Annotated in this window: 21 protein-coding genes; 11 read left to right on the forward strand and 10 right to left on the reverse strand. The window is 63.1% G+C overall.

Annotated elements, in window-relative coordinates:
- Positions 1-53 precede the first annotated feature (53 nt).
- Genes ATN38_RS25500 through ATN38_RS25510 form a run of 3 tightly spaced genes read right to left on the reverse strand, consistent with a single transcriptional unit; the run spans position 54 to position 3,070 of the window.
- On the reverse strand, positions 54-1,202 hold the full coding sequence (locus ATN38_RS25500) for a M20 family metallopeptidase (RefSeq protein ID WP_003940741.1): 1,149 nt from the start codon (positions 1,200-1,202) through the stop codon (positions 54-56).
- Positions 1,199-2,359 carry a M20 family metallopeptidase gene (locus ATN38_RS25505; protein ID WP_050654878.1) on the reverse strand — a complete coding sequence of 387 codons (1,161 nt, stop codon included), beginning with the start codon at positions 2,357-2,359 and terminating at the stop codon, positions 1,199-1,201. The genes ATN38_RS25500 and ATN38_RS25505 overlap by 4 nt, the downstream gene beginning before the upstream one ends.
- Positions 2,360-2,371: 12 nt before the next feature.
- Positions 2,372-3,070, reverse strand: a complete 699-nt coding sequence (locus tag ATN38_RS25510) for an enoyl-CoA hydratase-related protein (RefSeq protein ID WP_003940710.1) — start codon at positions 3,068-3,070, stop codon at positions 2,372-2,374.
- Between the two features lie 67 nt (positions 3,071-3,137).
- On the opposite strand from ATN38_RS25510, the gene ATN38_RS25515 reads away from it, so the two are divergent.
- A complete protein-coding gene (locus tag ATN38_RS25515; protein ID WP_218748912.1) occupies positions 3,138-3,935 on the forward strand; it encodes a purine-nucleoside phosphorylase in 798 nt (265 codons plus the stop codon).
- Positions 3,932-5,524: a phospho-sugar mutase gene (locus tag ATN38_RS25520; protein WP_218748914.1), complete on the forward strand. Its 1,593-nt coding sequence runs from the start codon at positions 3,932-3,934 to the stop codon at positions 5,522-5,524. The genes ATN38_RS25515 and ATN38_RS25520 overlap by 4 nt, the downstream gene beginning before the upstream one ends.
- Here ATN38_RS25520 and upp read toward each other — a convergent pair.
- Positions 5,521-6,144 carry a uracil phosphoribosyltransferase gene (gene upp / locus ATN38_RS25525; RefSeq protein ID WP_007727319.1) on the reverse strand — a complete coding sequence of 208 codons (624 nt, stop codon included), beginning with the start codon at positions 6,142-6,144 and terminating at the stop codon, positions 5,521-5,523. The genes ATN38_RS25520 and upp overlap by 4 nt on opposite strands.
- An 81-nt stretch (positions 6,145-6,225) precedes the next feature.
- On the opposite strand from upp, the gene ATN38_RS25530 reads away from it, so the two are divergent.
- The 5 genes from ATN38_RS25530 to ATN38_RS25550 are packed head-to-tail and all read left to right on the forward strand — an operon-like array spanning position 6,226 to position 9,462.
- Complete coding sequence (locus ATN38_RS25530) at positions 6,226-6,540, forward strand: type VII secretion target (protein ID WP_003940812.1); 315 nt, start codon at positions 6,226-6,228, stop codon at positions 6,538-6,540.
- Positions 6,537-7,529, forward strand: a complete 993-nt coding sequence (locus tag ATN38_RS25535; RefSeq protein ID WP_003940886.1) for a C40 family peptidase — start codon at positions 6,537-6,539, stop codon at positions 7,527-7,529. The genes ATN38_RS25530 and ATN38_RS25535 overlap by 4 nt, the downstream gene beginning before the upstream one ends.
- A gap of 9 nt (positions 7,530-7,538) precedes the next feature.
- Entirely contained in the window at positions 7,539-7,880 is a 342-nt protein-coding gene (locus ATN38_RS25540; protein WP_054825561.1) for a hypothetical protein, read from the forward strand.
- Complete coding sequence (locus ATN38_RS25545) at positions 7,877-8,176, forward strand: YbaB/EbfC family nucleoid-associated protein (protein WP_037129075.1); 300 nt, start codon at positions 7,877-7,879, stop codon at positions 8,174-8,176. Before ATN38_RS25540 ends, ATN38_RS25545 begins: the two co-directional genes overlap by 4 nt.
- A 47-nt stretch (positions 8,177-8,223) precedes the next feature.
- Complete coding sequence (locus tag ATN38_RS25550) at positions 8,224-9,462, forward strand: primosomal protein (protein WP_218748916.1); 1,239 nt, start codon at positions 8,224-8,226, stop codon at positions 9,460-9,462.
- Between the two features lie 15 nt (positions 9,463-9,477).
- On the opposite strand, the gene ATN38_RS25555 is transcribed toward ATN38_RS25550, so the two are convergent.
- From ATN38_RS25555 to ATN38_RS25565, 3 genes are read right to left on the reverse strand one after another with little or no spacing between them, the layout of a single operon-like run.
- A complete protein-coding gene (locus ATN38_RS25555) occupies positions 9,478-10,563 on the reverse strand; it encodes an adenosine deaminase (RefSeq protein ID WP_050654872.1) in 1,086 nt (361 codons plus the stop codon).
- A 9-nt stretch (positions 10,564-10,572) separates the two neighbouring features.
- Positions 10,573-11,868 carry a thymidine phosphorylase gene (locus tag ATN38_RS25560; RefSeq protein WP_064112722.1) on the reverse strand — a complete coding sequence of 432 codons (1,296 nt, stop codon included), beginning with the start codon at positions 11,866-11,868 and terminating at the stop codon, positions 10,573-10,575.
- Complete coding sequence (locus tag ATN38_RS25565) at positions 11,861-12,265, reverse strand: cytidine deaminase (RefSeq protein ID WP_042449639.1); 405 nt, start codon at positions 12,263-12,265, stop codon at positions 11,861-11,863. The genes ATN38_RS25560 and ATN38_RS25565 overlap by 8 nt, the downstream gene beginning before the upstream one ends.
- 253 nt (positions 12,266-12,518) lie before the next feature.
- On the opposite strand from ATN38_RS25565, the gene sdhC reads away from it, so the two are divergent.
- Genes sdhC through ATN38_RS25585 form a run of 4 tightly spaced genes read left to right on the forward strand, consistent with a single transcriptional unit; the run spans position 12,519 to position 15,914 of the window.
- Positions 12,519-12,923 carry a succinate dehydrogenase, cytochrome b556 subunit gene (sdhC, locus tag ATN38_RS25570; RefSeq protein WP_020969155.1) on the forward strand — a complete coding sequence of 135 codons (405 nt, stop codon included), beginning with the start codon at positions 12,519-12,521 and terminating at the stop codon, positions 12,921-12,923.
- 1 nt (position 12,924) lies between these two features.
- Positions 12,925-13,380, forward strand: coding sequence for a succinate dehydrogenase hydrophobic membrane anchor subunit (locus ATN38_RS25575; protein WP_003940699.1), 456 nt, complete (start codon positions 12,925-12,927; stop codon positions 13,378-13,380).
- Positions 13,381-13,395: 15 nt separating this feature from the next.
- Positions 13,396-15,147, forward strand: a complete 1,752-nt coding sequence (sdhA, locus tag ATN38_RS25580; RefSeq protein ID WP_003941011.1) for a succinate dehydrogenase flavoprotein subunit — start codon at positions 13,396-13,398, stop codon at positions 15,145-15,147.
- On the forward strand, positions 15,147-15,914 hold the full coding sequence (locus ATN38_RS25585) for a succinate dehydrogenase iron-sulfur subunit (RefSeq protein WP_003940925.1): 768 nt from the start codon (positions 15,147-15,149) through the stop codon (positions 15,912-15,914). Before sdhA ends, ATN38_RS25585 begins: the two co-directional genes overlap by 1 nt.
- A 64-nt stretch (positions 15,915-15,978) precedes the next feature.
- Here ATN38_RS25585 and ATN38_RS25590 read toward each other — a convergent pair whose 3' ends face one another.
- The 3 genes from ATN38_RS25590 to ATN38_RS25600 form a co-directional block, all read right to left on the reverse strand.
- Positions 15,979-17,031 (reverse strand): hypothetical protein, encoded by a 1,053-nt coding sequence (locus ATN38_RS25590; RefSeq protein WP_218748918.1) that lies wholly within the window; start codon positions 17,029-17,031, stop codon positions 15,979-15,981.
- Positions 17,028-18,500: a hypothetical protein gene (locus ATN38_RS25595; RefSeq protein ID WP_218748920.1), complete on the reverse strand. Its 1,473-nt coding sequence runs from the start codon at positions 18,498-18,500 to the stop codon at positions 17,028-17,030. The genes ATN38_RS25590 and ATN38_RS25595 overlap by 4 nt, the downstream gene beginning before the upstream one ends.
- 647 nt (positions 18,501-19,147) lie before the next feature.
- Positions 19,148-20,680: a hypothetical protein gene (locus tag ATN38_RS25600; RefSeq protein ID WP_218748922.1), complete on the reverse strand. Its 1,533-nt coding sequence runs from the start codon at positions 20,678-20,680 to the stop codon at positions 19,148-19,150.
- Positions 20,681-20,843 lie beyond the last annotated feature (163 nt).

Consider the following 20,843-nt stretch of genomic DNA (forward strand, 5'->3'; position numbering starts at 1 on the left):
CCGTACCTTCACTCGAACGACACGAAAAACGGTACCCCCGACGGGAACCGGCACTATCCCAGAACCAGGCTCGTCAGAACCTTCACACCGACGCCGAGTGCTCGCTCGTCGAGATCGAAAGTGGGTTGGTGGATGTCGAGCTGATCGCCCTCACCCGACCACACGCCGAGCCGCGCCATGGCACCCGGCACGGTTTCGAGGTACCACGAAAAGTCTTCGCCACCACCGGATTGCGGGGTGTCCGCCAAAGCATCTTGTCCGACGGTCGCGATGGCGTCCTCGAACATCCGAGTGGACACCTCGTCGTTGACGACCGGAGGCACTCCGCGACGATAGTTGAGTTGGTAGCGAACTCCGGTGGGTGCGAGCAGTCCGTGGACGATTTCTTCCACGAGCGGTTCGAGCAACTCCCAGGTGTCGTGATCGCCGGTACGTACCGTGCCCGTCATCATGCCGGTCTGCGGAATCGCGTTGGGCGCCTGACCTGCGCTGACCGCGCCCCACACCATGACGGTTCCGGTACGCGGATCGATACGACGGCTGAGCATTCCCGGCAGCCCGGTCACGACGGTGCCGAGCGCGTAGATCAGATCCGTGGTCAAATGCGGCCGCGACGTGTGCCCACCCGGAGAGTCGAGGACGACCTCGATCGTGTCGGCAGCAGAGGTGATCGCGCCCAGGCGCATTCCGACCTGGCCTGCCTCGAGTCGCGGATCGCAGTGCAGAGCAAAGATTCTGGACACACCGTCGAGCGCGCCCGCGGCGATGACGTCGAGTGCTCCGCCAGGCATGACTTCCTCGGCGGGCTGGAATATCAGCCGAACCCCGACGGGAAGTTCGGGCAGCGTGGCCAGAGCCAGTCCGGCGCCGAGCAAGATGGTGGTGTGGGCGTCGTGGCCGCACGCATGGGACACACCGGGGACTGTGGACGAGTACGTCGCTCCGGTCGCCTCCTGCATCGGCAAAGCGTCCATGTCGGCGCGCAGTGCGATTCGTGGACCCTCCGGTCCGATATCGCACGTGAGACCGGTGCCACCGGGAAGGATCTTCGGCGACAATCCAGCGGCAGTGAGGCGGGTGGCGACGAATTCGGTGGTCGCGTATTCGCGGCGAGCCAACTCCGGGTTGGCATGGATGTGTCGACGCCACGCGACGAGGTCGTCGGTGTGCGCGTGAATCCACGTGTCGATTGCCGCGTTCACCGGCGATCTACCCCTTCCAACAGACGGGCGCGTTGTTCTGGATCGGACGCTACCCGGACAGCAGTGCGGGCCAACGCAATTGCACCGTCGACTACCGCTCGATCTGCGGAGGTGGTGATACACGCAGCCGCGAACTCCGGCTGATGTGTCACTGCCCCCGATGAATCCAAGCCTATGACCGGGTGAATTCCCGGAATCACATTGGTCACATTACCCATATCCGTACTACCCAGTGGACGGGAGCGCTCCCATTCCGCTGCCAGTGGCACCCGCCCGAGATCGACGATCTGTTCACGGTACGCCGCCGCCAGCCACGGATCGGGGGTCAGCTCGGTGTAAGTAGGCGATACCGTGCGGATTTCGTGGGTGCACCCGGTGCCGAGTGCACCCGAGGCGAAGCACGCGTCGGCACGCTCGGACAGATTGGCCAACGACGCGGCCGTTTCGGCACGCAGGTAGTAGAGCAATTCGGACCGAGCCGGAACGATGTTGGGAGCCGTGCCGCCGTCACTGACGATTCCGTGAATCTGCTGACCTGGCTGCAGGTGCTGACGCAACAGTCCGACCGCCACCTGAGCGAGCGTCGCTGCGTCGGCGGCGTTACGACCGAACTCCGGCGCAGCAGACGCATGCGCCTCGCGACCGTGATAACTCACGGCGATGTCCGCCAAGGCCAGCGAGGTCGCACCGATGATGTCGATCGGCCCTGGATGAACCATCATGGCCGCGCCGACGCCGTCGAATGCACCACGCTCGAGCATCAGGACTTTGCCGCCACCGGTTTCCTCCGCGGGAGTACCGATCACTCGGACGGTGATCCCCAGTTCGTCGGCCACGGTAGCCAACGCGATGCCGGCCCCGACCGCGGCGGCGGCAATGATGTTGTGCCCACAGGCATGACCGATCTCGGGCAGCGCGTCGTACTCGGCGCAGATCGCGATGACCAACTCTCCGCTGCCGTAGGTGGCATCGAAAGCTGTCGGCAGATCGACGATCCCGCGAGTGACCGCGAAACCGTGCTGCGCCAGCAGGTCCGACACTTTGGCAGCGCTGCGGAACTCCTCGAAGGCGAGTTCCGGGTCGCTGTGAATCGAATGCGACAGCGCGATCAGATCGGCCTCTACGGACCTGACTGCGCTGTCGACATTCTGGTTCACGCGATCATTGTCTCACCCGAAGGAGAAGTTGCTCTTGTCAGTCACCTGAGCGAGGTCTGCAAGAGCATCGCGGTGGATGCCTGCCTTGATTCCCGCCAAGTTCTTGCCGTGAGTCGACGTCAGTGCCGACGCCTTGGCCACAGCAGCGGCGAGTACTCCGTCGCCGTCGACCGTTTCCTGCACGATGCCGGCAGCGAGTGCGTCGGCGCCGCCGAAGCGACGCCCCGTCGTCATGGCATCGACTGCCGTCTGCTTGGGCAGACGACTGTTCAGCAGTGCAGACATCCCGACAGTGAACGGCATGTTCAGTCCCACCTCGGGCAGGCAGTAGAAGCCGCGGTCCGCGCGCATGATCTGGAAATCGTGCGAGGACGCGAGCATGGCGCCGGCGCCGAACGCGTGCCCCTGCACGGCCGCGACCGTGGCCATCGGGAAGGTCAGCAAACGGCTGTAGATGGTGTGGACCTTGTCCAGGTAGCCGGGGAGACCGTCGAGATTGCCGAAGATCCACGTCGTGTCCAGGCCGTTCGTGTAGAACTTGCCCGTCGCCGTCGTCACCAGGGCTGCGGGCCCCTCGTGCGCTTCGACCTCGTCCAACTTGCTGTGAACAGCGTCGATCCACTCAGGGCCGAAGCGGTTCTCGTTGTCCGTTTCGCCCTCGTTGCCGAGGTACAGGATGAATACGTCGCCGTCGCGTTCGAGATAAGGCATGGATGGGAGAGTAACGCCCGCCAACTCACCCGGCGAACCGACCCGACTCCTCAGTAGGGTTGCTCACATGGGAACGATCGCCGAGGCCGCCGCCGCTGCTCTGTCCGCCATGACTGGCTCTTCGTCACCGTCAGTCGCCATCGTGCTCGGGTCGGGGTGGACCGATGCCGCAGACGTGTTCGGCGACGCCGGTGCGGACGTGACAGCCGAAGTCTCGATGGCGGATCTTCCTGGCTTCGCCCCACCGTCCGCCCTCGGCCATGCGGGCACCATTCGTTCGGTGCGCGTCGGAAACACCGAAGTCCTGCTGCTGCTCGGGCGCGCGCACGCATACGAGGGCCACGATCTCGGTACCGTCGTCCACCCGGTCCGGACAGCCATTGCTGCCGGCGCCGACACCGTCATCCTCACCAATGCGGCCGGCGGTATCCGCGAGGACTACGCAGTGGGACAACCAGTGCTGATCAGTGACCACCTGAACCTGACGGCCCGCTCTCCCCTCGTCGGCGCAGAGTTCGTCGACCTGGTCGACGCCTATTCGCCGGAACTGCGTGCGCTGGCTCGCTCGATCGACTCGGACCTTGCCGAGGGTGTTTACGCCGGGCTTCCCGGTCCGCACTACGAGACTCCAGCCGAGATTCGAATGCTTCGTACACTCGGCGCCGATCTGGTCGGCATGTCGACAGTTCACGAGACCATCGCGGCTCGCGCGCTCGGCGCTCGCGTTCTCGGCATCTCCATGGTCACCAATCTGGCCGCCGGAATCACGGGCGCCCCGCTCGACCATCAGGAAGTGCTGGCGGCAGGCAAAGCCTCGGCGGCCCGGATGGGAGTGCTGCTGCGTCAACTGGTCGAGCAGCTGTGACACCACTGAACGTCACCGAGTGGATCGACGCCGATCCGGACCCAGTTACCCGCGCAGAATTAGCCGCCCTTTCCGAACATGAACTGACCGAACGCTTTTCCGCACCACTGACGTTCGGCACTGCTGGGCTTCGCGGGCCGGTGCGCGGTGGACCCAACGGCATGAACCTCGCGGTCGTCATCCGGACCACCGCCGGTCTGGCGGCCTGGCTGACAGCTCGCTGCCAGGGCGGGTCCCGCGTTGTGGTCGGCCGCGACGCCCGGCTCGGTTCAGAGGCATTTGCTCTCGCCGCCGCCGAGGTCATGGCAGCGGCTGGGTTCGAGGTGACCCTGCTCCCCCGCCCACTGCCGACACCGCTGGTGGCGTTCGCGGTGCGCAGGCTCGGGGCAGCGGCAGGTATCCAGATCACCGCCTCCCACAATCCTGCCGCCGACAACGGTTACAAGGTGTATCTCTCGGGCGGAGCGCAACTCGTCTCCCCCGCCGATCGTGAAATCGAGAGCGAGATCGCCCGCATCGGTGGTGCCGCCGACGTCGCGCGGGCGTCGGTGATTCCGGCCGACGATTCTCTGGTTGAGGAGTACATCGCCCGCATCGCGACCCTCCCGCACGGCGACGCACGCTCGATCCGGATTGCGCTCACGGCAATGCACGGCGTCGGCGGCGAGACTGCGGCCGCGACTCTGCGAGCAGCAGGATTCGAGGACCTGCACGTCGTGGCGGAGCAGTTCGATCCCGACCCCACGTTTCCGACCGTCGAGTTCCCCAATCCCGAAGAGCCCGGCGCCGCAGACCGCCTGCTCGCCCTTGCCCGACGTGTCGACGCGGATCTGGCGATCGCACTCGACCCGGATGCCGACCGCTGCGCCGTCGGAGTTCGCGACGGTGATCAGTGGCGCATGTTGCGCGGCGACGAAACCGGGGTGCTCCTGGCCGACCACGTACTGAGCACGGCGCCCGAAGATTCGTTGGTGGCGACGACGATCGTCTCCTCGACCCTGCTCTCGAAGTTGGCGAGAGCCCGCGGAGCCAGGTTTGCGCAGACACTCACCGGTTTCAAGTGGCTCACGCGTGCCGGCGACGGACTCGTCTACGCCTACGAGGAAGCGATCGGGCACTGCGTCGATCCGGATGTGGTGCGGGACAAGGACGGAATCTCGGCTGCCGTGCTGGTGGCCGACTTGGCTGCCACCCTCGCGGTCAGCAACAGAACCCTGCTGGACGTTCTGGGCGACTATGCCGTCGAATTCGGACTGCATCGTGGGGACCAAGTATCCCGCCGCGTCGAGGATTCGAGCGACATCGCCGAAATGATGAAACGACTACGCGCCGATCCGCCAAGCCAACTCGCGGGCGAGCCGGTCACCGTCGAGGACTTGGCCGAGGTTCGCGGTGGTATGCGCACGGACGCAGTGATATTCGACGGACCGTCGATCCGCGTGGTGGTGCGACCGTCCGGCACCGAGCCCAAGCTCAAGTGTTATCTCGAAGTTGTCGTCCCGGTGGCGAACCGCGACGACCTCGCGAACGCAGTAGAGCAGGCGAAGGCCCGGCTGGCCGAACTCCGAACCTTCGCCCTTTCGCTCTAGCGGGGTCCGAACTGCCGATCGCCGGCGTCACCGAGACCGGGGACGATGAAAGCGTTCTCGTCGAGTCCGTCATCGATGCTCGCGATGACCAGACGAACCGGGTGGCCGGACGCTGCCAGCGCGTCGACGCCTGCCGGAGCGGCCACGACGCACACTGCCGTGACATCCGTCGCGCCACGCGCAACCAGCAAGTCGATGGTGTGCACCATCGAACCACCGGTGGCGAGCATCGGATCGAGCACGAACACCGGGATCCCGGACAGATCCGCCGGCAGGGATTCGAGGTACGGAACCGGCTGATGAGTCTCTTCGTCACGTGCCATTCCGACAAAGCCGACGCCGGCCGACGGAATCAGCGCACTCGCCTGTTCGACCATGCCCAGACCGGCCCGCAGCACGGGTACCAACAACGGCGGCTTCGCGAGCCGGATGCCCGTCGTCGCTGCTACCGGGGTGTCGACCGGGAACTCCTCGACCTCCGCGTCACGCATGGCCTCGTAGACCAGCATGTGCGTGAGCCTGCGAAGTGCGGAACGAAAAGTTGCGTTCTCACTGCGTGCGTCACGCATTGTCGTCAAGAGGGCCGCCGCGAGCGGATGGTCGACTACGTGCGTTTGCATGACCATCAGAATAGTTCCTCGGGAACCGGAGCACCCCGCGCGGCGTCCAAGAAGGAGTAAGCGCAACGGGGGGAAGACAAGTTGACAAATCTGGATCTGGACACTGAAAGCATCGCGGAGTTCGCCAGGCGGTTGGGCACTGTTGCCGACAACGTCGCGCAAGCTCGACAGGACGCAGCGGGTGGCGATCACATGGCTCTGTCCGCTGTGCTCGGGCTGATCGGCGGCGACTTCGTCGGCGTCGCGGGCCGGGCACAACAAGCGCACATCGACGACATCGATCGACTGTCCACTGTAATTTCCAGTGTCCGGTCGGCCGCCCTCGACGCTCATGCCGTCTATCTCGACTCCGAGGAATCGGTACGAAGGACTCTCGCTGAAGCCGCACGCTCATGATCGACGTCGACGCACTCGCACGACCGATCATCGATCTGGTCGACACTGTCGGGACTGGTGCCCCCAGCGCAAGTGGACCCGACGTCGGCATCCGAATCGCTACGGACGCCCTCGAGATCGCATACCAATTGGGAAGCGCTGCTCTGAGCGAACTGGCGTCCTCTCAGAGCTCGTCCACGGCACTCACCGCTGCGGTGACCAAAACCGAGCAGACGCAGACGTCGACGCGAAACCTCGCCGATCGTGGGACCGACATCGCCGGCGTCGTGGACGAAGCGACAACGTCCGTGTACGCGGGAATGACCGAACTCGGTGAGATTCTCCAGTCCTTTCTGACACTCGCGATCAAGGCCGGGCCGACGCTGATGACACCGACGGGCCAATTGATGTTGTTGTCGGCCGCGTTGGAGCACCTCGGACGCGCGGTATCGGTTATCGAGCGGGTACGCGGTGAGTTGGCCGGGTCGACCGACAAGATGTCCGCACTCGTCCCGTCCGTCCCGATACCCGATCCCGCACCTGGGGTCTCCGAGTCGGCGGGTGGTTCCGGTTCCGTCGGTGGTTCCGGTTCCGCAAGTGGTTCCGGTTCCGTCGGTGGCGTTGAGGTCGAACTTCCCGACGGCTCGATTGCCACCGCACCGAACGCCGAGGCCGCTGCTGCCGTACGCAACGCGCTCACTCAACAGGGTGTCCCGTACGCCTGGGGAGGCACGACGCCGGGAGTCGGTCTGGACTGCAGCGGGCTGACTCAATGGGCGTACGGCCAGGCCGGAGTCGATATTCCGAGGTTGGCTCAGGAACAGGGAATCGGGAACCAGGTCGATCAGAGCAATCTGATGCCGGGCGACCTCGCGGTCTGGGACGGACACGTCGCCATGGTGATCGGCAACGGTCAGATGGTCGAAGCCGGCGATCCTGTCGAGATCAGCGCCATCCGAACCACGAACAGCGGCATGGGCTTTCACGGCTTCTACCGTCCGACGGAATGACAGGGAATCATGCCCGAGAACAAGCGCGAATCACCGCCGATCATCACAGCCGTAGCCGTCAACCGCAACGGAACCATCGCGGTCCGCGCCACGGAGCACGCCGTGCCCGTGGACCTGAGGATCAGCCAGGACGAACTGCGGTACGGCGGGCAGCGGTTGGCGCAGCAGATACTCACGCTGTGCTCGAAAGCAGCAATCGAGGCCGGCGCCCGCCATCGTGTGGAGCTCGAGGAGACCGGAGTCCCGGCAGCGATCCTCGATCGGCTCGGTCTACCGACCCGAGACGAACTGGCCGATGTCGACGCCGCCGAGGGCCAGAACCTTCCGTCGAGCTGGATGCGTTCGATATGAGCGAGATTGATCGAATCATGGAGCTGGCGAAACACCGGACCGGACTCTTGCAGGAAGCCGTCGACGGGGTCGGCGCTCTGCGGGCAGTCGTCTCGAGCGAGGGTGGGATAGTCACGGCGACTGTCGACGGGCTGGGCGCTCTGGTCGACCTACGGATCACCGACGCAATCACCGCGATGAATTCTCGCACGGTGGCCGCATTGACGGTGGCAACAATTCACCAGGCAGTTCAACAGTCCAACGACGAACGAGAGCGACTGGTCAGTGAGCTCCGAGTGGCACTGAAACAAACGTGACGAACCCCCGCTATGCCTTTCGCTCTGCGGTGGATAGGCTTCCGCCCATGGCTGGAGACATCGTCCCTATCGAAATCGGACTCACCGACGGAGACCTCGTCACTTTGTGGGCACCCCGCTGGCGCGAGGGCGACGACGAGTGGGAAGCGTTTCTCGGCCATGAGGAAGACCTCTACGGGTTCTCCTCCGTCGCGGAACTCGCGGCCTTCATCCGAACGGACTCCGACAACGACCTGGTCGAGCATCCAGCGTGGGCCGTCGTCTCCGGACTGTCGGCAGCCGAGTTGGAACCGGAAGAGAACTTCACGTTCGACTTCGTCGGCGTGCCGGAACTGGCCGCAGGTGACCCTGAGGCACTGGTGGTCTCGGAACTCGAAGACACCCTGAACATGGCTCGCAACATCGGTGAGGTGTGCGAACTCGACGCGGTCATCCGCTTCTTCAGCGGCCATCCGGTACTCGGCGCGCTTGCCACCGGCGCCGGCACCTTCGAAGGCCGCGAAGGCCTGGAGCTGTGGGACCAGGTCGGCGCTGCGATCGTCAAGGACTGGGACGCCGTTCTCGACGCCATCGACAAGGTGGTCACCTCCCCGAAGGTCGATGCAGCTGCTGTGGCGGTCGCCGAAGCTGAACTGCTCGCTGCCGCCGAGAACACCGTCGACGCCGACGATGTCGCCGAGGAGGGCGAGGACGAGGAATTCGACGAAGACGACCTCGAAGAGGACGAAGACGAAGTCGAGACCTTCTGGGGTGAGGTCGGTGTCGACCCGATCCGCATCATCACCTCGGCCGAGACGTTCTACACTCTGCGCTGCTACATGGGAGAGCAGGCGATCTTCCTCGGCAAGGACGGACTGATCACCGTCTTCCGTAGCGAGCGCGCACTCGCTCGCTACCTCGCCGACAACCACGAACACGATCTCTCGCAGGTCAGTACGTACGGCGAAATTCAGAATGCGGCCGTCGACGGTTCACTCGAAATCGAGGTCACGGACGAGAACGTCTACGTTCTACCCGGCATCGCCGACGACCTCGCCCAGGGCCCGGACGTCGTAGATGCCGAGCAGCTGGAACTCGCAGTCGAATTGTTCACCGATGCAGCAGATTTCGCCGACGACGACTCCACCGAGGAGGCTCTGTCCGCGTCGAACGAGCTGGGTTGGTACGTCTCGTACCTCCTCAACCCCGATCCGTCGCGGATGGCTCCGAGTGCGCCGTTCACCAAGGAATCCGAGGCCTGGCGCGAACTCGAGCGCGAGTTCGAGGCCCGGCTTCGATCTGAGTAGTCGGGCGCACGTCATCTAGCCGATGAGCACGGCGTAGCCCGGCTTGATGACGTCGTCGATCAACGCGAGGCGCTCGTCGAACGGGATGAAGGCCGACTTCATCGCATTGATGGTGAAGCGTTCGAGATCGGTCCATCCGTAACCGAAGGTCTCGACCAACGCGGCCATTTCCCGGCTCATGGTGGTGTCGCTCATCAGCCTGTTGTCGGTGTTGACGGTCACTCGGAAGCGCAAGTCCGCCAAGAGTCCGAACGGATGGTCCGCCAGGGCGGCTACGGCTCCGGTCTGCACGTTCGAACTCGGGCACAGTTCCAGGGGAATGCGCATGTCACGGACGTAGTTCGCGAGCCGACCCAACTCTGCCCCACCTTGCACTCCTACGTCGATGTCGTCCACGATCCGCACGCCGTGGCCCAACCGATCCGCTCCGCAGAAGGCGATGGCTTCGTGGATCGACGGCAACCCGAAAGCCTCACCCGCGTGAATCGTGAAGTGGGCGTTCGCGTCACGCATGTACTCGAAAGCGTCGAGGTGCCGGCTCGGTGGGTTACCGGCCTCGGCACCGGCGATGTCGAAACCGACAACCCCGCGGTCCCGGAATCGCACAGCGAGTTCGGCGATCTCCCGCGACCGCGCGGCATGCCTCATCGCCGTGAGAAGACAGCCGATGCGGATCTCCCGTCCCGCGACCCTGGCAGCGGATTCGCCGGCCCGGAAACCTTCGAGAACGTGCTCGACGACCTCGTCCAAACTCAGGCCTTGTTCCAGGTGCTGCTCGGGCGCAAAACGGACCTCGGCATAGACGACGTTGTCGTCGGCCAGATCCTCGGCACACTCACGTGCCACCCGTGCGAGCCCTTCGGGGGTCTGCATCACGGCGACTGTGTGCGCGAACGTTTCGAGGTAGAGCTCGAGCGATCCACTGTCAGCGGCAGTTCGGAACCATTGCGCCAGTTCGGATGCCGTATTCGCCGGCAGCTCGTCGTAGCCACATTGCTCGGCCAGTTCGAGAACGGTCTCGGGTCGGAGTCCTCCGTCGAGATGATCGTGGAGAAGAACTTTGGGTGCGCTGCGGATCGTGGTCAACTCCGGTGCGTTCATTCGCCAACGCTAACGCGAATCACCCACAATTCGCTCGATGAGCAACGGTCGCGAAACGGTGTCGGAATCGGTCCCGATCGACCATCCACCGCCGAGGCTTCGTCGCGCTGCATCAAATCTCTCGGGAGTGTCGGTGTGCAATGTCATCAGCTTCTGCCCGGCACGGACCACGTCGCCCGGCTTTGCATGCATCTCGATGCCGGCACCGGCCTGAACGGCTTCGCCCTGCCGTTCGCGTCCGGCTCCCAGTTTCCAGGCCGCGATGCCCACCGCCATGGCGTCGAGTCGGGTCAGTACGCCGTCTCGGTCCGCGGTGACGACGTCGCTGTGCCGAGCTGTCGGCAGCGTCGCGTGTGGGTCCCCACCTTGGGCGGCGATCATCGCGCGCCACCGGTCCATGGCTGTGCCGTCGGACAGTTTGTCTGCGGGGTCGATACCGTCGATCCCAGCCGCGGACAGCATCTCCCGAGCCAGGACCAGGGTCAGCTCGACGACGTCCGACGGCCCGCCGCCTGCCAGCACCTCGACGGATTCACGTACCTCGAGGGCGTTGCCCGCCGTCAATCCGAGCGGGGTGTCCATCCCGGTGATGAGAGCGCTTGTACGCACGCCGGCGTCGTTGCCAAGCTCGACCATCGTGCGTGCCAACTCTCGCGCGTCGCCGAGGTCCTTCATGAACGCTCCGGAACCGACCTTGACGTCGAGCACCAGGGCGCCGGTTCCCTCGGCAATCTTCTTGCTCATGATCGAACTTGCGATCAGCGGAATGGATTCCACCGTTCCGGTCACGTCGCGCAGCGCGTAGAGCTTCTTGTCCGCGGGGGCCAGATTCGCTCCGGCAGCGCAGATCACCGCGCCGATTTTCGGATCCGAGAGAATGTCGACCATCTCCGTCGCCGTGAGCTCGGCTCGCCAACCTGGAATGGCCTCGAGCTTGTCGAGAGTTCCACCGGTGTGGCCGAGTCCGCGGCCCGACAACTGCGGGACTGCAAGACCACAGGCAGCGACGAGGGGTGCAAGCGGAAGGGTGATCTTGTCCCCCACTCCACCGGTCGAATGCTTGTCGACGGTGGGCAGCGGCAAGTCCGAAAAGTCCATCCTCCCGCCGGATTCGATCATCGCCTCGGTCCATCGGCCGGTCTCTGCTCGTGACATTCCGCGGAAGTAGATCGCCATCGCGAGCGCCGACATCTGCTCGTCACCGACGATCCCCTGTGTGAACGCCTGAACTATCCAGTCGATCTCGGTTCCCGACAGCTCGCGGCCGTCACGCTTGGCGCCGATGATGGAAACTGCGTCAAACATGGCGGAGCCCCTCTGCTTGTTCCGGCCCGAAAGCATCAGGCAACAGCTCGCTCAGCGGCTTGAACCCACTGCTCGTGTCGACAAGCATCTCACCCCCGCCGTGCTCGAGAAGAAGCTGTCTGCACCTGCCGCATGGCATCAGAATCGAGCCCTTCGCGTCGCAGCACGTGAAGGCAATCAGCCGCCCGCCCCCGGTGGCGGCCAAGTTACCGACGAGTCCACATTCGGCACACAGGCTCAAACCGTATGAGACATTTTCCACATTGCATCCTGAGACGATCCGACCATCGTCTACCAGGGCAGCTGCACCCACTGCATAGCCCGAGTACGGTGCATAAGCCTGCCGCATGACCACTTGCGCGTTGTGCCGCAACAACTTCCAGTCGATGTCACCCATGGTTCGTTATCCAATCACGCCGACTGAATGGATGCAGAAACCACGCCGAAACCGTCTCGGCGAGATTGGAAAGGCAAACCTTACAAAGAGTTTGGTACGCGTACGAATCCCGCATCTGATTAGTTCCCGGTTTCACATAGGTTTAGAGTCTGAGTCAAGTCGGTTCAGGATCCCGTCGAGCCCGGGCTGAGGTACATCGAAGCTCTCTGCAGGCTCGACGCGTCCACCAATGACGTTGGAGGCACAGCACTCGATGAGTACTACGACTGAAGCCGCTCCTCAGAAGGAGCGCACGAGGTCGCTTTACCGGGGCGACCCCGGAATGTGGTCCTGGGTTCTACACCGGATCACAGGCGTCGCTACTTTCTTCTTCCTATTCGTACACGTTCTCGATACGGCACTCGTTCGGGTCAATCCCGATACGTACGACGCCGTCATCGACACGTACAAGAACCCCCTCGTCGGCCTCATGGAGATCGGCCTCGTCGGCGTAGTCCTCTACCACGCCCTCAACGGCGTGCGCGTGATGTTGGTGGACTTCTGGTCGAAGGGCCCGAAGTACCAGCGCGTCATGCTCTGGACCATTCTGACGATCTGGTTCCTGGTGATGATCCCAGGCGCCGGACGCATCCTCATCAACATGTTTGCGGAGCACTGACATGGCGACTACTCACGGACCCGAAGCCAAGAGCCTGGGCACCTCATACGACCGTCCCGCAAGCCTGGACAACCCGCGGTCCCCGCGCGCGAAGGCTCGGAACAACTTCGAGTTGTACGCATGGCTCTTCATGCGCTTCTCCGGCGTCGCCCTGATCGTTCTGGTCCTGGGCCACATGTTCATCATGCTGATGCTCGACGGTGGCGTTCACCGTTTGAACTTCGCGTTCGTCGCAGGTCGCTGGTCCAGCCCGTTCTGGCAGTTCTGGGATCTGACGATGTTGTGGCTGGCACAGCTGCACGGCGGTAACGGTCTGCGCACGGTCATCGCGGACTACTCCCGCAAGGACTCCACGCGCTTCTGGCTGACCACGATCCTCGTTCTCTCGATGATCCTGATCATGGGCCTGGGCACGTACGTCATCTTCACCTTCGACCCCAATATCTCGGCGAGCTAGGGGAGCACAGACTTCATGCAGGAACATCGTTATGACGTGGTCATCGTCGGCGCCGGTGGCGCAGGCATGCGTGCGGCAATCGAAGCTGGCCCCCGTGCCCGCACGGCCGTACTGACCAAGCTCTACCCCACCCGCAGCCACACCGGCGCGGCCCAGGGCGGCATGTGTGCCGCACTGGCGAACGTGGAGGAAGACAACTGGGAGTGGCACACCTTCGACACCGTCAAGGGCGGCGACTACCTCGCCGACCAGGACGCCGTCGAGATCATGGCCAAGGAGGCCATCGATGCGGTGCTCGACCTCGAGAAGATGGGTCTGCCGTTCAACCGCACGCCCGAAGGCAAGATCGACCAGCGTCGATTCGGTGGCCACACACGCGACCACGGCAAGGCACCCGTCCGCCGTGCGTGTTACGCCGCCGACCGCACCGGTCACATGATCCTGCAGACGCTCTACCAGAACTGCGTCAAGCACGACGTCGAGTTCTTCAACGAGTTCTACGCGCTCGACATCGCCATCACCGAGACCGAGGACGGCCCGGTTGCCACCGGTGTCATCTGCTACGAGCTCTCGACCGGCGAGCTGCACATCTTCCACGCCAAGTCGATCGTCTTCGCGACCGGCGGCTCGGGACGCATGTACAAGACGACGTCCAACGCGCACACCCTCACCGGTGACGGCATGGGCATCATCTTCCGCAAGGGCCTGCCCCTCGAGGACATGGAGTTCCACCAGTTCCACCCGACAGGACTCGCCGGTCTCGGCATCCTGATCTCGGAAGCCGTCCGCGGTGAAGGTGGCATTCTCCGTAATGCCGACGGTGAACGCTTCATGGAGCGTTACGCACCCACCATCAAGGACCTCGCTCCGCGTGACATCGTGGCGCGTTCGATGGTCCTCGAGGTTCTCGAAGGCCGCGGCGCCGGCCCGAACAAGGACTACGTCTACATCGACGTGACGCACATCCCCGAGGAAGTTCTCGACGAGAAGCTCCCCGACATCATGGAGTTCTCGCGCACCTACCTCGGCGTGGACCCCGTCAAGGAGCCCGTGCCCGTCTACCCGACGTGCCACTACGTCATGGGCGGTATCCCCACCAAGATCAACGGTGAGGTGCTGCGCAACAACGACGAGATCGTCAAGGGTCTGTACGCGGCCGGCGAATGCGCCTGTGTCTCCGTACACGGTGCAAACCGTCTCGGTACCAACTCGCTCCTCGACATCAACGTGTTCGGCCGTCGCGCCGGCATCGCTGCGGCCGAGTACGCGAACTCCACCGAGTTCGTCGACATGCCGGAAACCCCCGCCGCGATGGTCGAAGACTGGGTCGGCGTCATCCTGTCCGATCACGGCCACGAGCGCGTTGCGGACATCCGCACCGAGCTGCAGCAGTCGATGGACAACAACGCCTCCGTCTTCCGCACCGAAGAGCGCCTCACCCAGGCTCTCAAGGATGTGCGTGCTCTCAAGGAGCGCTACAACCACATCACGGTCCAGGACAAGGGCAAGCGCTACAACAGCGACCTGCTCGAGGCCATCGAGCTGGGCTTCCTCCTCGAAATGGCAGAGGTCACCGTCGTCGGCGCCCTCAACCGCAAGGAATCGCGCGGCGGCCACGCTCGCGAGGACTTCCCGGACCGCAACGACGCCGAGTACATGAAGCACACGATGGCGTACAAGGAGGGTGACGGCCTGCTCTCCGACATCCGTCTGGACTACAAGCCGGTGATCCAGACCCGCTACGAGCCGATGGAGCGTAAGTACTGATGTCTGCGCCTGCTGTAGATGCACCCAAACTCCCCGCTGTTCCCGAGGGGGCCGTCATGGTCACTCTCAAGATCGCGCGGATGAACCCCGAATCGGGCGAGGGCCAGCACTGGGACAGTTTCCAGGTCCCGGCACTGCCCACCGACCGTCTGCTCAACCTGCTCCTGTACGTAAAGGGTTACCTCGACGGCACCCTCACGTTCCGTCGCAGCTGCGCACACGGTGTCTGTGGATCGGACGCCATGCGGATCAACGGTGTGAACCGTCTGGCCTGCAAGCTGCTGATGAAGGACATGCTCCCCAAGGACGGCAAGCCTGTCACCATCACGGTCGAGCCCATCAAGGGCCTGCCCGTCGAGAAGGACCTGGTTGTCGACATGGAGCCCTTCTTCGACGCATTCCGCGCCGTGAAGCCGTTCCTCATCACCAGTGGCAACGAGCCCACTCGTGAGCGCATCCAGAGCCAGCACGACCGTGCACGTTTCGACGACACCACCAAGTGCATTCTCTGCGCATGCTGCACCACGTCGTGCCCCGTGTACTGGAGCGACGGCAGCTACTTCGGTCCCGCTGCCATCGTGAACGCACACCGGTTCATCTTCGACAGCCGTGACGAGGCCGCTTCCGAGCGTCTCGACATCCTGAACGACAAGGACGGCGTGTGGCGTTGCCGCACCACGTTCAACTGCACCGACGCGTGCCCCCGCGGCATCCAGGTGACAAAGGCTATTCAGGAAGTCAAGCGAGCGCTGCTCTTCGCTCGTTAGGCCTTCGGCCTGTGCGCGGTTAGGGAGTCTCCGGACTCCCTGACCGCGCACAGGCATTTTCACGTCATTCCGATTTGGCGCCGCTGCCATCTCTGAGCTGAATCCCCAACCCGTCGAGCAGCACTCGGACCGCTGCACCGTGTCGTGTCACCAGGGGGCGTGCATCGACGGAGTCTTCGACCAGAGCCAGCATGCCCCGTGCCTCCGCGTAGGGCAGAGCGTTGTGAAGTCGTACGGAAGTTGTGCCGGCACCTGCTACCGAGGCCAAAGTTGCGGCTGTCGGGTTCTTGTGTTGCTGGTCGAGGCCGTACATCAGACGGCGCACGTCCTGCGGGGCACATTCACGGAACCCTGCCACCGTGCCCTGTGCGACTTCGACGACCGCGTATGCCGCCTCTCCGAACATCGTGAAGCGCGCCAGGGTCCTACCGTCAGGACTCCCCTGCAGTGAAGTCCAACGGTGCGCCTGCGCCTTATGCAGAGCTACCAGCTGCGGTGAATACAACTGCATTTCGCAAGCATCAGCCCACTCGTCGTTTTGTCGGCGAAGCGGCAAGGTAAGCGTGCCGTCGGTCCAGTCCTGCAACGGCATTCGAGGCGTACGCGCCCAATCTCGATATTCGATGACCGGAAGGTCGAACAAGCTCACACACTCCGCGTCACGGATGATGCGACGGGTGCCATCGACTTCGACCGCCACGCGCGCCCCTTCATCGAACTCACGCAGTGGAATGCCGCTGATGAGTAGGAATGTCGGCGTTGGAGTCCCGTCGAGTCTGACGATGCACCCGCTCGCCGACAACCACTGACCGCGTTGTAGTTCTACGAGGTCGCCCACGATCGCCAGGGTATTCATCATGCGACGGAGTTCGTTACGCCGCGCGTCAACGCCACCCTTGCGCTGCACAATTGCCAGGGCCGGTTCCATGAGTCGATCAAGCAATCCCCGGGTGCTGACCGGTGCACGTCCCCCAGTTGAGGCCCAGGCCACGGCTCGGATCAGCTCGCAGGTAAGACCTTCGGTTGTTGCACCGCGTGCTACGCCCAGCTCGGCCCGGAGATAGCCGACGATACCCTCACCCGCCAGAGTCGTGATTCGCGGAGCACCAGGAATCATGCGAACCTACTGTGGAATCGTTGTGCCAAGCTGTACAACCGGCGGCGCTCCTTCGGATCGGATGTTCGACTCCAGTCCAGCACCGCGTTGACTGCAAGCTCGAGGTCGTGGCCTCCCATGGACGTCGAAAGCGCCGGAACGAGGATACATTCCGCCAATGCCGTTGGGATTCTGTCGGACTCACCGACTAGGTCCAGTGCCGATGCGAACCGGCGTGCAGTGTCGAGCACGCCGTCGTCGATGGGCCAGTATCCTGCAACTGCATCCTCCAATGACTCGACAGCTGCTTTCGCGCCGAACGCACCCTCGGGTGAGGAGGTGCGAGTGTCCACGTTCACTTTCCCGCCGGAACGACGCGGGACGTCAATCGCGACGGCAAACCCCCACAGATCAGGACTCACCGGCGCCGTGGTGCGGCCGGCGGCAGCAGTGGCAGCGACGAGAAGACTCGGGTGAGGCACGATTCGTTCCGATCCAAGAATCTGCTGCGCCGTCATCGGGACCGCGATACCTCGATCGGGAACCTGGAGCCACGGCATCAAATAGGACTCGGTTGGAGCACGGTTGAATGCTTCTAGAACGAGCAACGCCGTTCCGCCTTCTCGCACGGCGTCACTCACGCCCGACAGAAGGCCTGCGTGCATCCGAGTTGCTCGCGGATCAGCGGCGCGGACACCGAGAAGATCAACCGGGTGGAGAAAGTCGTGTGCCACAGGTAGTGCCGCAATTCTGCCGGCGCACACAGCCGTGGCATACGCAGTCAACGCAGCTGTCGCGCCGTTACCGGTCAGAACAGGTAGTAATTCGGCAACAACAGCGGCGTGAATTCGTTGCAGGACCGAATGATCTATTCCTGATTCTCGACCAACGCTCACTAGGGACTCGTTCAGAGGGCGCGCCTCGATCACCGGACTCGTTCGCCATCCAGGCGACCACGCGAGCAGAGGAGCCGCTGCGGCGGGGATCGCGGGCGCCTGTGTGGACGCGCCCACTCCGAGTGCCCGCAACAGAACCGACTCGGCCAGTAGGCCGGACGCATCGTCAACCAGATCTGTCACGCGTTCGGTCACCGTGTGCTCCAGGTCTGCAAGCTGCCCGGACACCGCAGTCTCGGTGGATTCAAGCTCGGAGCGCAATCGATCTAATTCCGCAGCGTGCTCTACCTTCTCGTTCGCAAGCGCGACGCTCTCTTCACGCATCCGCTCGAGCCGGCCCTGCTCATCTTTCAGCTTCGCCAACACTTCGTCTTTCGCTGCTACGAAGGCGTCTGCGAGGTGTTCGGCTTTACGTCGTTCGAGATCGTTCCGAACTGCCGGATCCTCGAAAAGGAGGGCTGAGAGTTCAGCCGCATGCCGGCGGACCTCTTCACTGTCACCGCATATCTTCAACGCGCGGTGTATGCGATCGTACTTGTATTGGCGGTCAGCAATACTGTCACCGTCACGAAGGGAGTCTGCTGCTTTCTGCATCAGTGCTCTTGTCGCAAGAAATTCCGGTGTGCCAAGAGTTGACTTGTCCGACACTCCAACAGCATCCCGGACCGCCGTCCGCAAGATGTCGGCGTCTGGACGGCAGTCGAAGTAGCCGGTGATCGGAGAAGTCGGTGCACAGAAGGCCAAGTCTCCAGGAAATCGAAAAATGGCATTTTCGTTCTCTCGGTAGGCAACCTGTTCGAATCGCACTGAGTCGGACGGGACAAGGTATGTGTCGCCGTCAATCTTCGGGGTCAACGGTCCGAGTAACAGATCTCCCTTGCACCATACGTAAATGTCCTTGCCCGCGGATACCTCCGGCCCAGCAGGAAACCGACCTGCAATCAATCGCTCGAGCGCCTCGTCGTAAGTGAAATCCGGGTAATGGACGACCGTGCACAAATACTGTGGCGCCTTGGCTTCGATAAGATCTTCGCCGCGATTCTCGGCTGCCTCGAACAAGACAACCAATCCGCGATCAACCGACCAATTCTGCTTTCGCCAAGTTATCTGACCGCGCGTCGGATAATCGTTTGGATCCGCAACCAGCCAACCCGCCCCGAAGTCGTTGTAGGCCGGGACCACCCCTGCTCTGCCCGTATCCGATATCCACTCGACTCTGCCAACTATCCGGGTTCCAGGAGCTACGACCATGCGCCGACAATAGAGGAGTGATTCGGACGAATTTGATGTGGGTTGCGCCAACGAAGATCACTGTTATCGCCAGATAGTTCGGACGCAATCGTGTAAGCGGTCAACCAGTCCGACTGCCGCAGGGATGCTGCCGGCACTTCTCGCACCACACACGGCGCAGTGTCGAACTCCAGCCGGACGAAACCCAGATTTCCAGCATCGACCTCGATAAGTCGGGTGTTCCCTCGAAACCGCCGAAGCCATTTCGACAGTTGTAGCGCGCCATCGTTATGGCGTGTTTCCACACGTCCATCCATGCTGTGCACAGTCGCGGTAAACGTCAAGCCCGCCAGCTCCGAATGAATTTCAATCTGAGCCTCGATATCCGTCTCTTCGCTGGCATTGAACGGGGCAAGCATCGTTTCGCCATGGCGCAGAAACCATATAGGCGTGAACGAGTCGCGATCCACCGACGTCTCCGTCACGATCTCGGAATTGATAACATCTCGTGGAACATTTGTGCGCAATCGCAGTGGCCCCGATTCGATAGCCGTAACCGCAATTCCCTGCTCCGAAGCGGCCCGAGCACGCCCGGGCAGCTTGAGCGCACTTATCGTGACGTCGGATTCGGCGATAAGAATGCTCGCCGCTTCTGCTACGGTCGCCACAACCGGTTCGCCCAACAGAAACCGTGGTTTCCCGTCGCCCGCATATTCGACGGGAGGTGTCACTATGCGCGTGCGAGAGCGACGGGTTTCGACTACGACCCCAAAGTCCGCCAGCCAGTCGATCACCGCGCGACGTGCAACCGAGGGAAGAACTACGCGCCAAGCATGCCAGGTTCCCGCAGCAGTCGGGACTGTTCCCAACTGGACCGGCGAAAGCTCGGTAGGAGGTATTACGGCATCAGGGCGCACCACTGCGACTGAATCGCCCCAATAAACCGACGTCATCGAGTCGTACCGCCGAAATGTGCCTCCGCGAAACTTCACGAAAACTGCACCACCACGCGGCAATCCCACGAGATTCCGTTGCCACCGATTCGATCGAATTGACCGAGGCCACGATCCGATCATGCGAACCGACAGCCTCTGGCGAGAAGGGGTGATCGTGATCCGGTTCCTTCCCGATCCGGCAGCCAGGGCGTCGGCCCGCACCTTGCGCGGCTGCTCGCCCGGTAGATTCACCACCAAGCCATCGAAAAACAGAAGCCCATACGCGGTGTTCCGACTCTCTGCGATCGAGAGCACGTCGCACTCGATAAACATCGTCCAACCGTGATCGTCGGAATTCAGATGCAGATACAGCGGCATGCCTCCGTCTGCCAACGGGTCGCCCGCGATCCCGTACAGCGACGAGCCGGGGTGGTACAGCTCGCACTGATCACTTCCCTCACCTGGGTTGTGCGCAAAATGCGCGATCTTCGCGCGTCCTCGCCTCAGATGGACCTGGGCGCAGCAGTGTGGGCACAAATAACCTGGGTGCCGCTCCGCGTCACCCGCCGCGACCAGCCCACCATTACCCAGATCTATCGCGAGATCCACGGGCCTACAACTCCTTTGCTGCGATTGGGCCGGAACAGCACCAACACTCACCGACGCACAGCGTATGCCGAACCTCGACGCACGCCAACGAGCGCCTGCCATCAATCGCGGCGGCTCTCGTATTCTTCCGCGGTCAATGACGTGAGGTGGAATCCGCCGCATG

Source organism: Rhodococcus sp. FH8 (genome assembly GCF_019266085.1).
Classification (GTDB): domain Bacteria; phylum Actinomycetota; class Actinomycetes; order Mycobacteriales; family Mycobacteriaceae; genus Rhodococcus_F; species Rhodococcus_F qingshengii.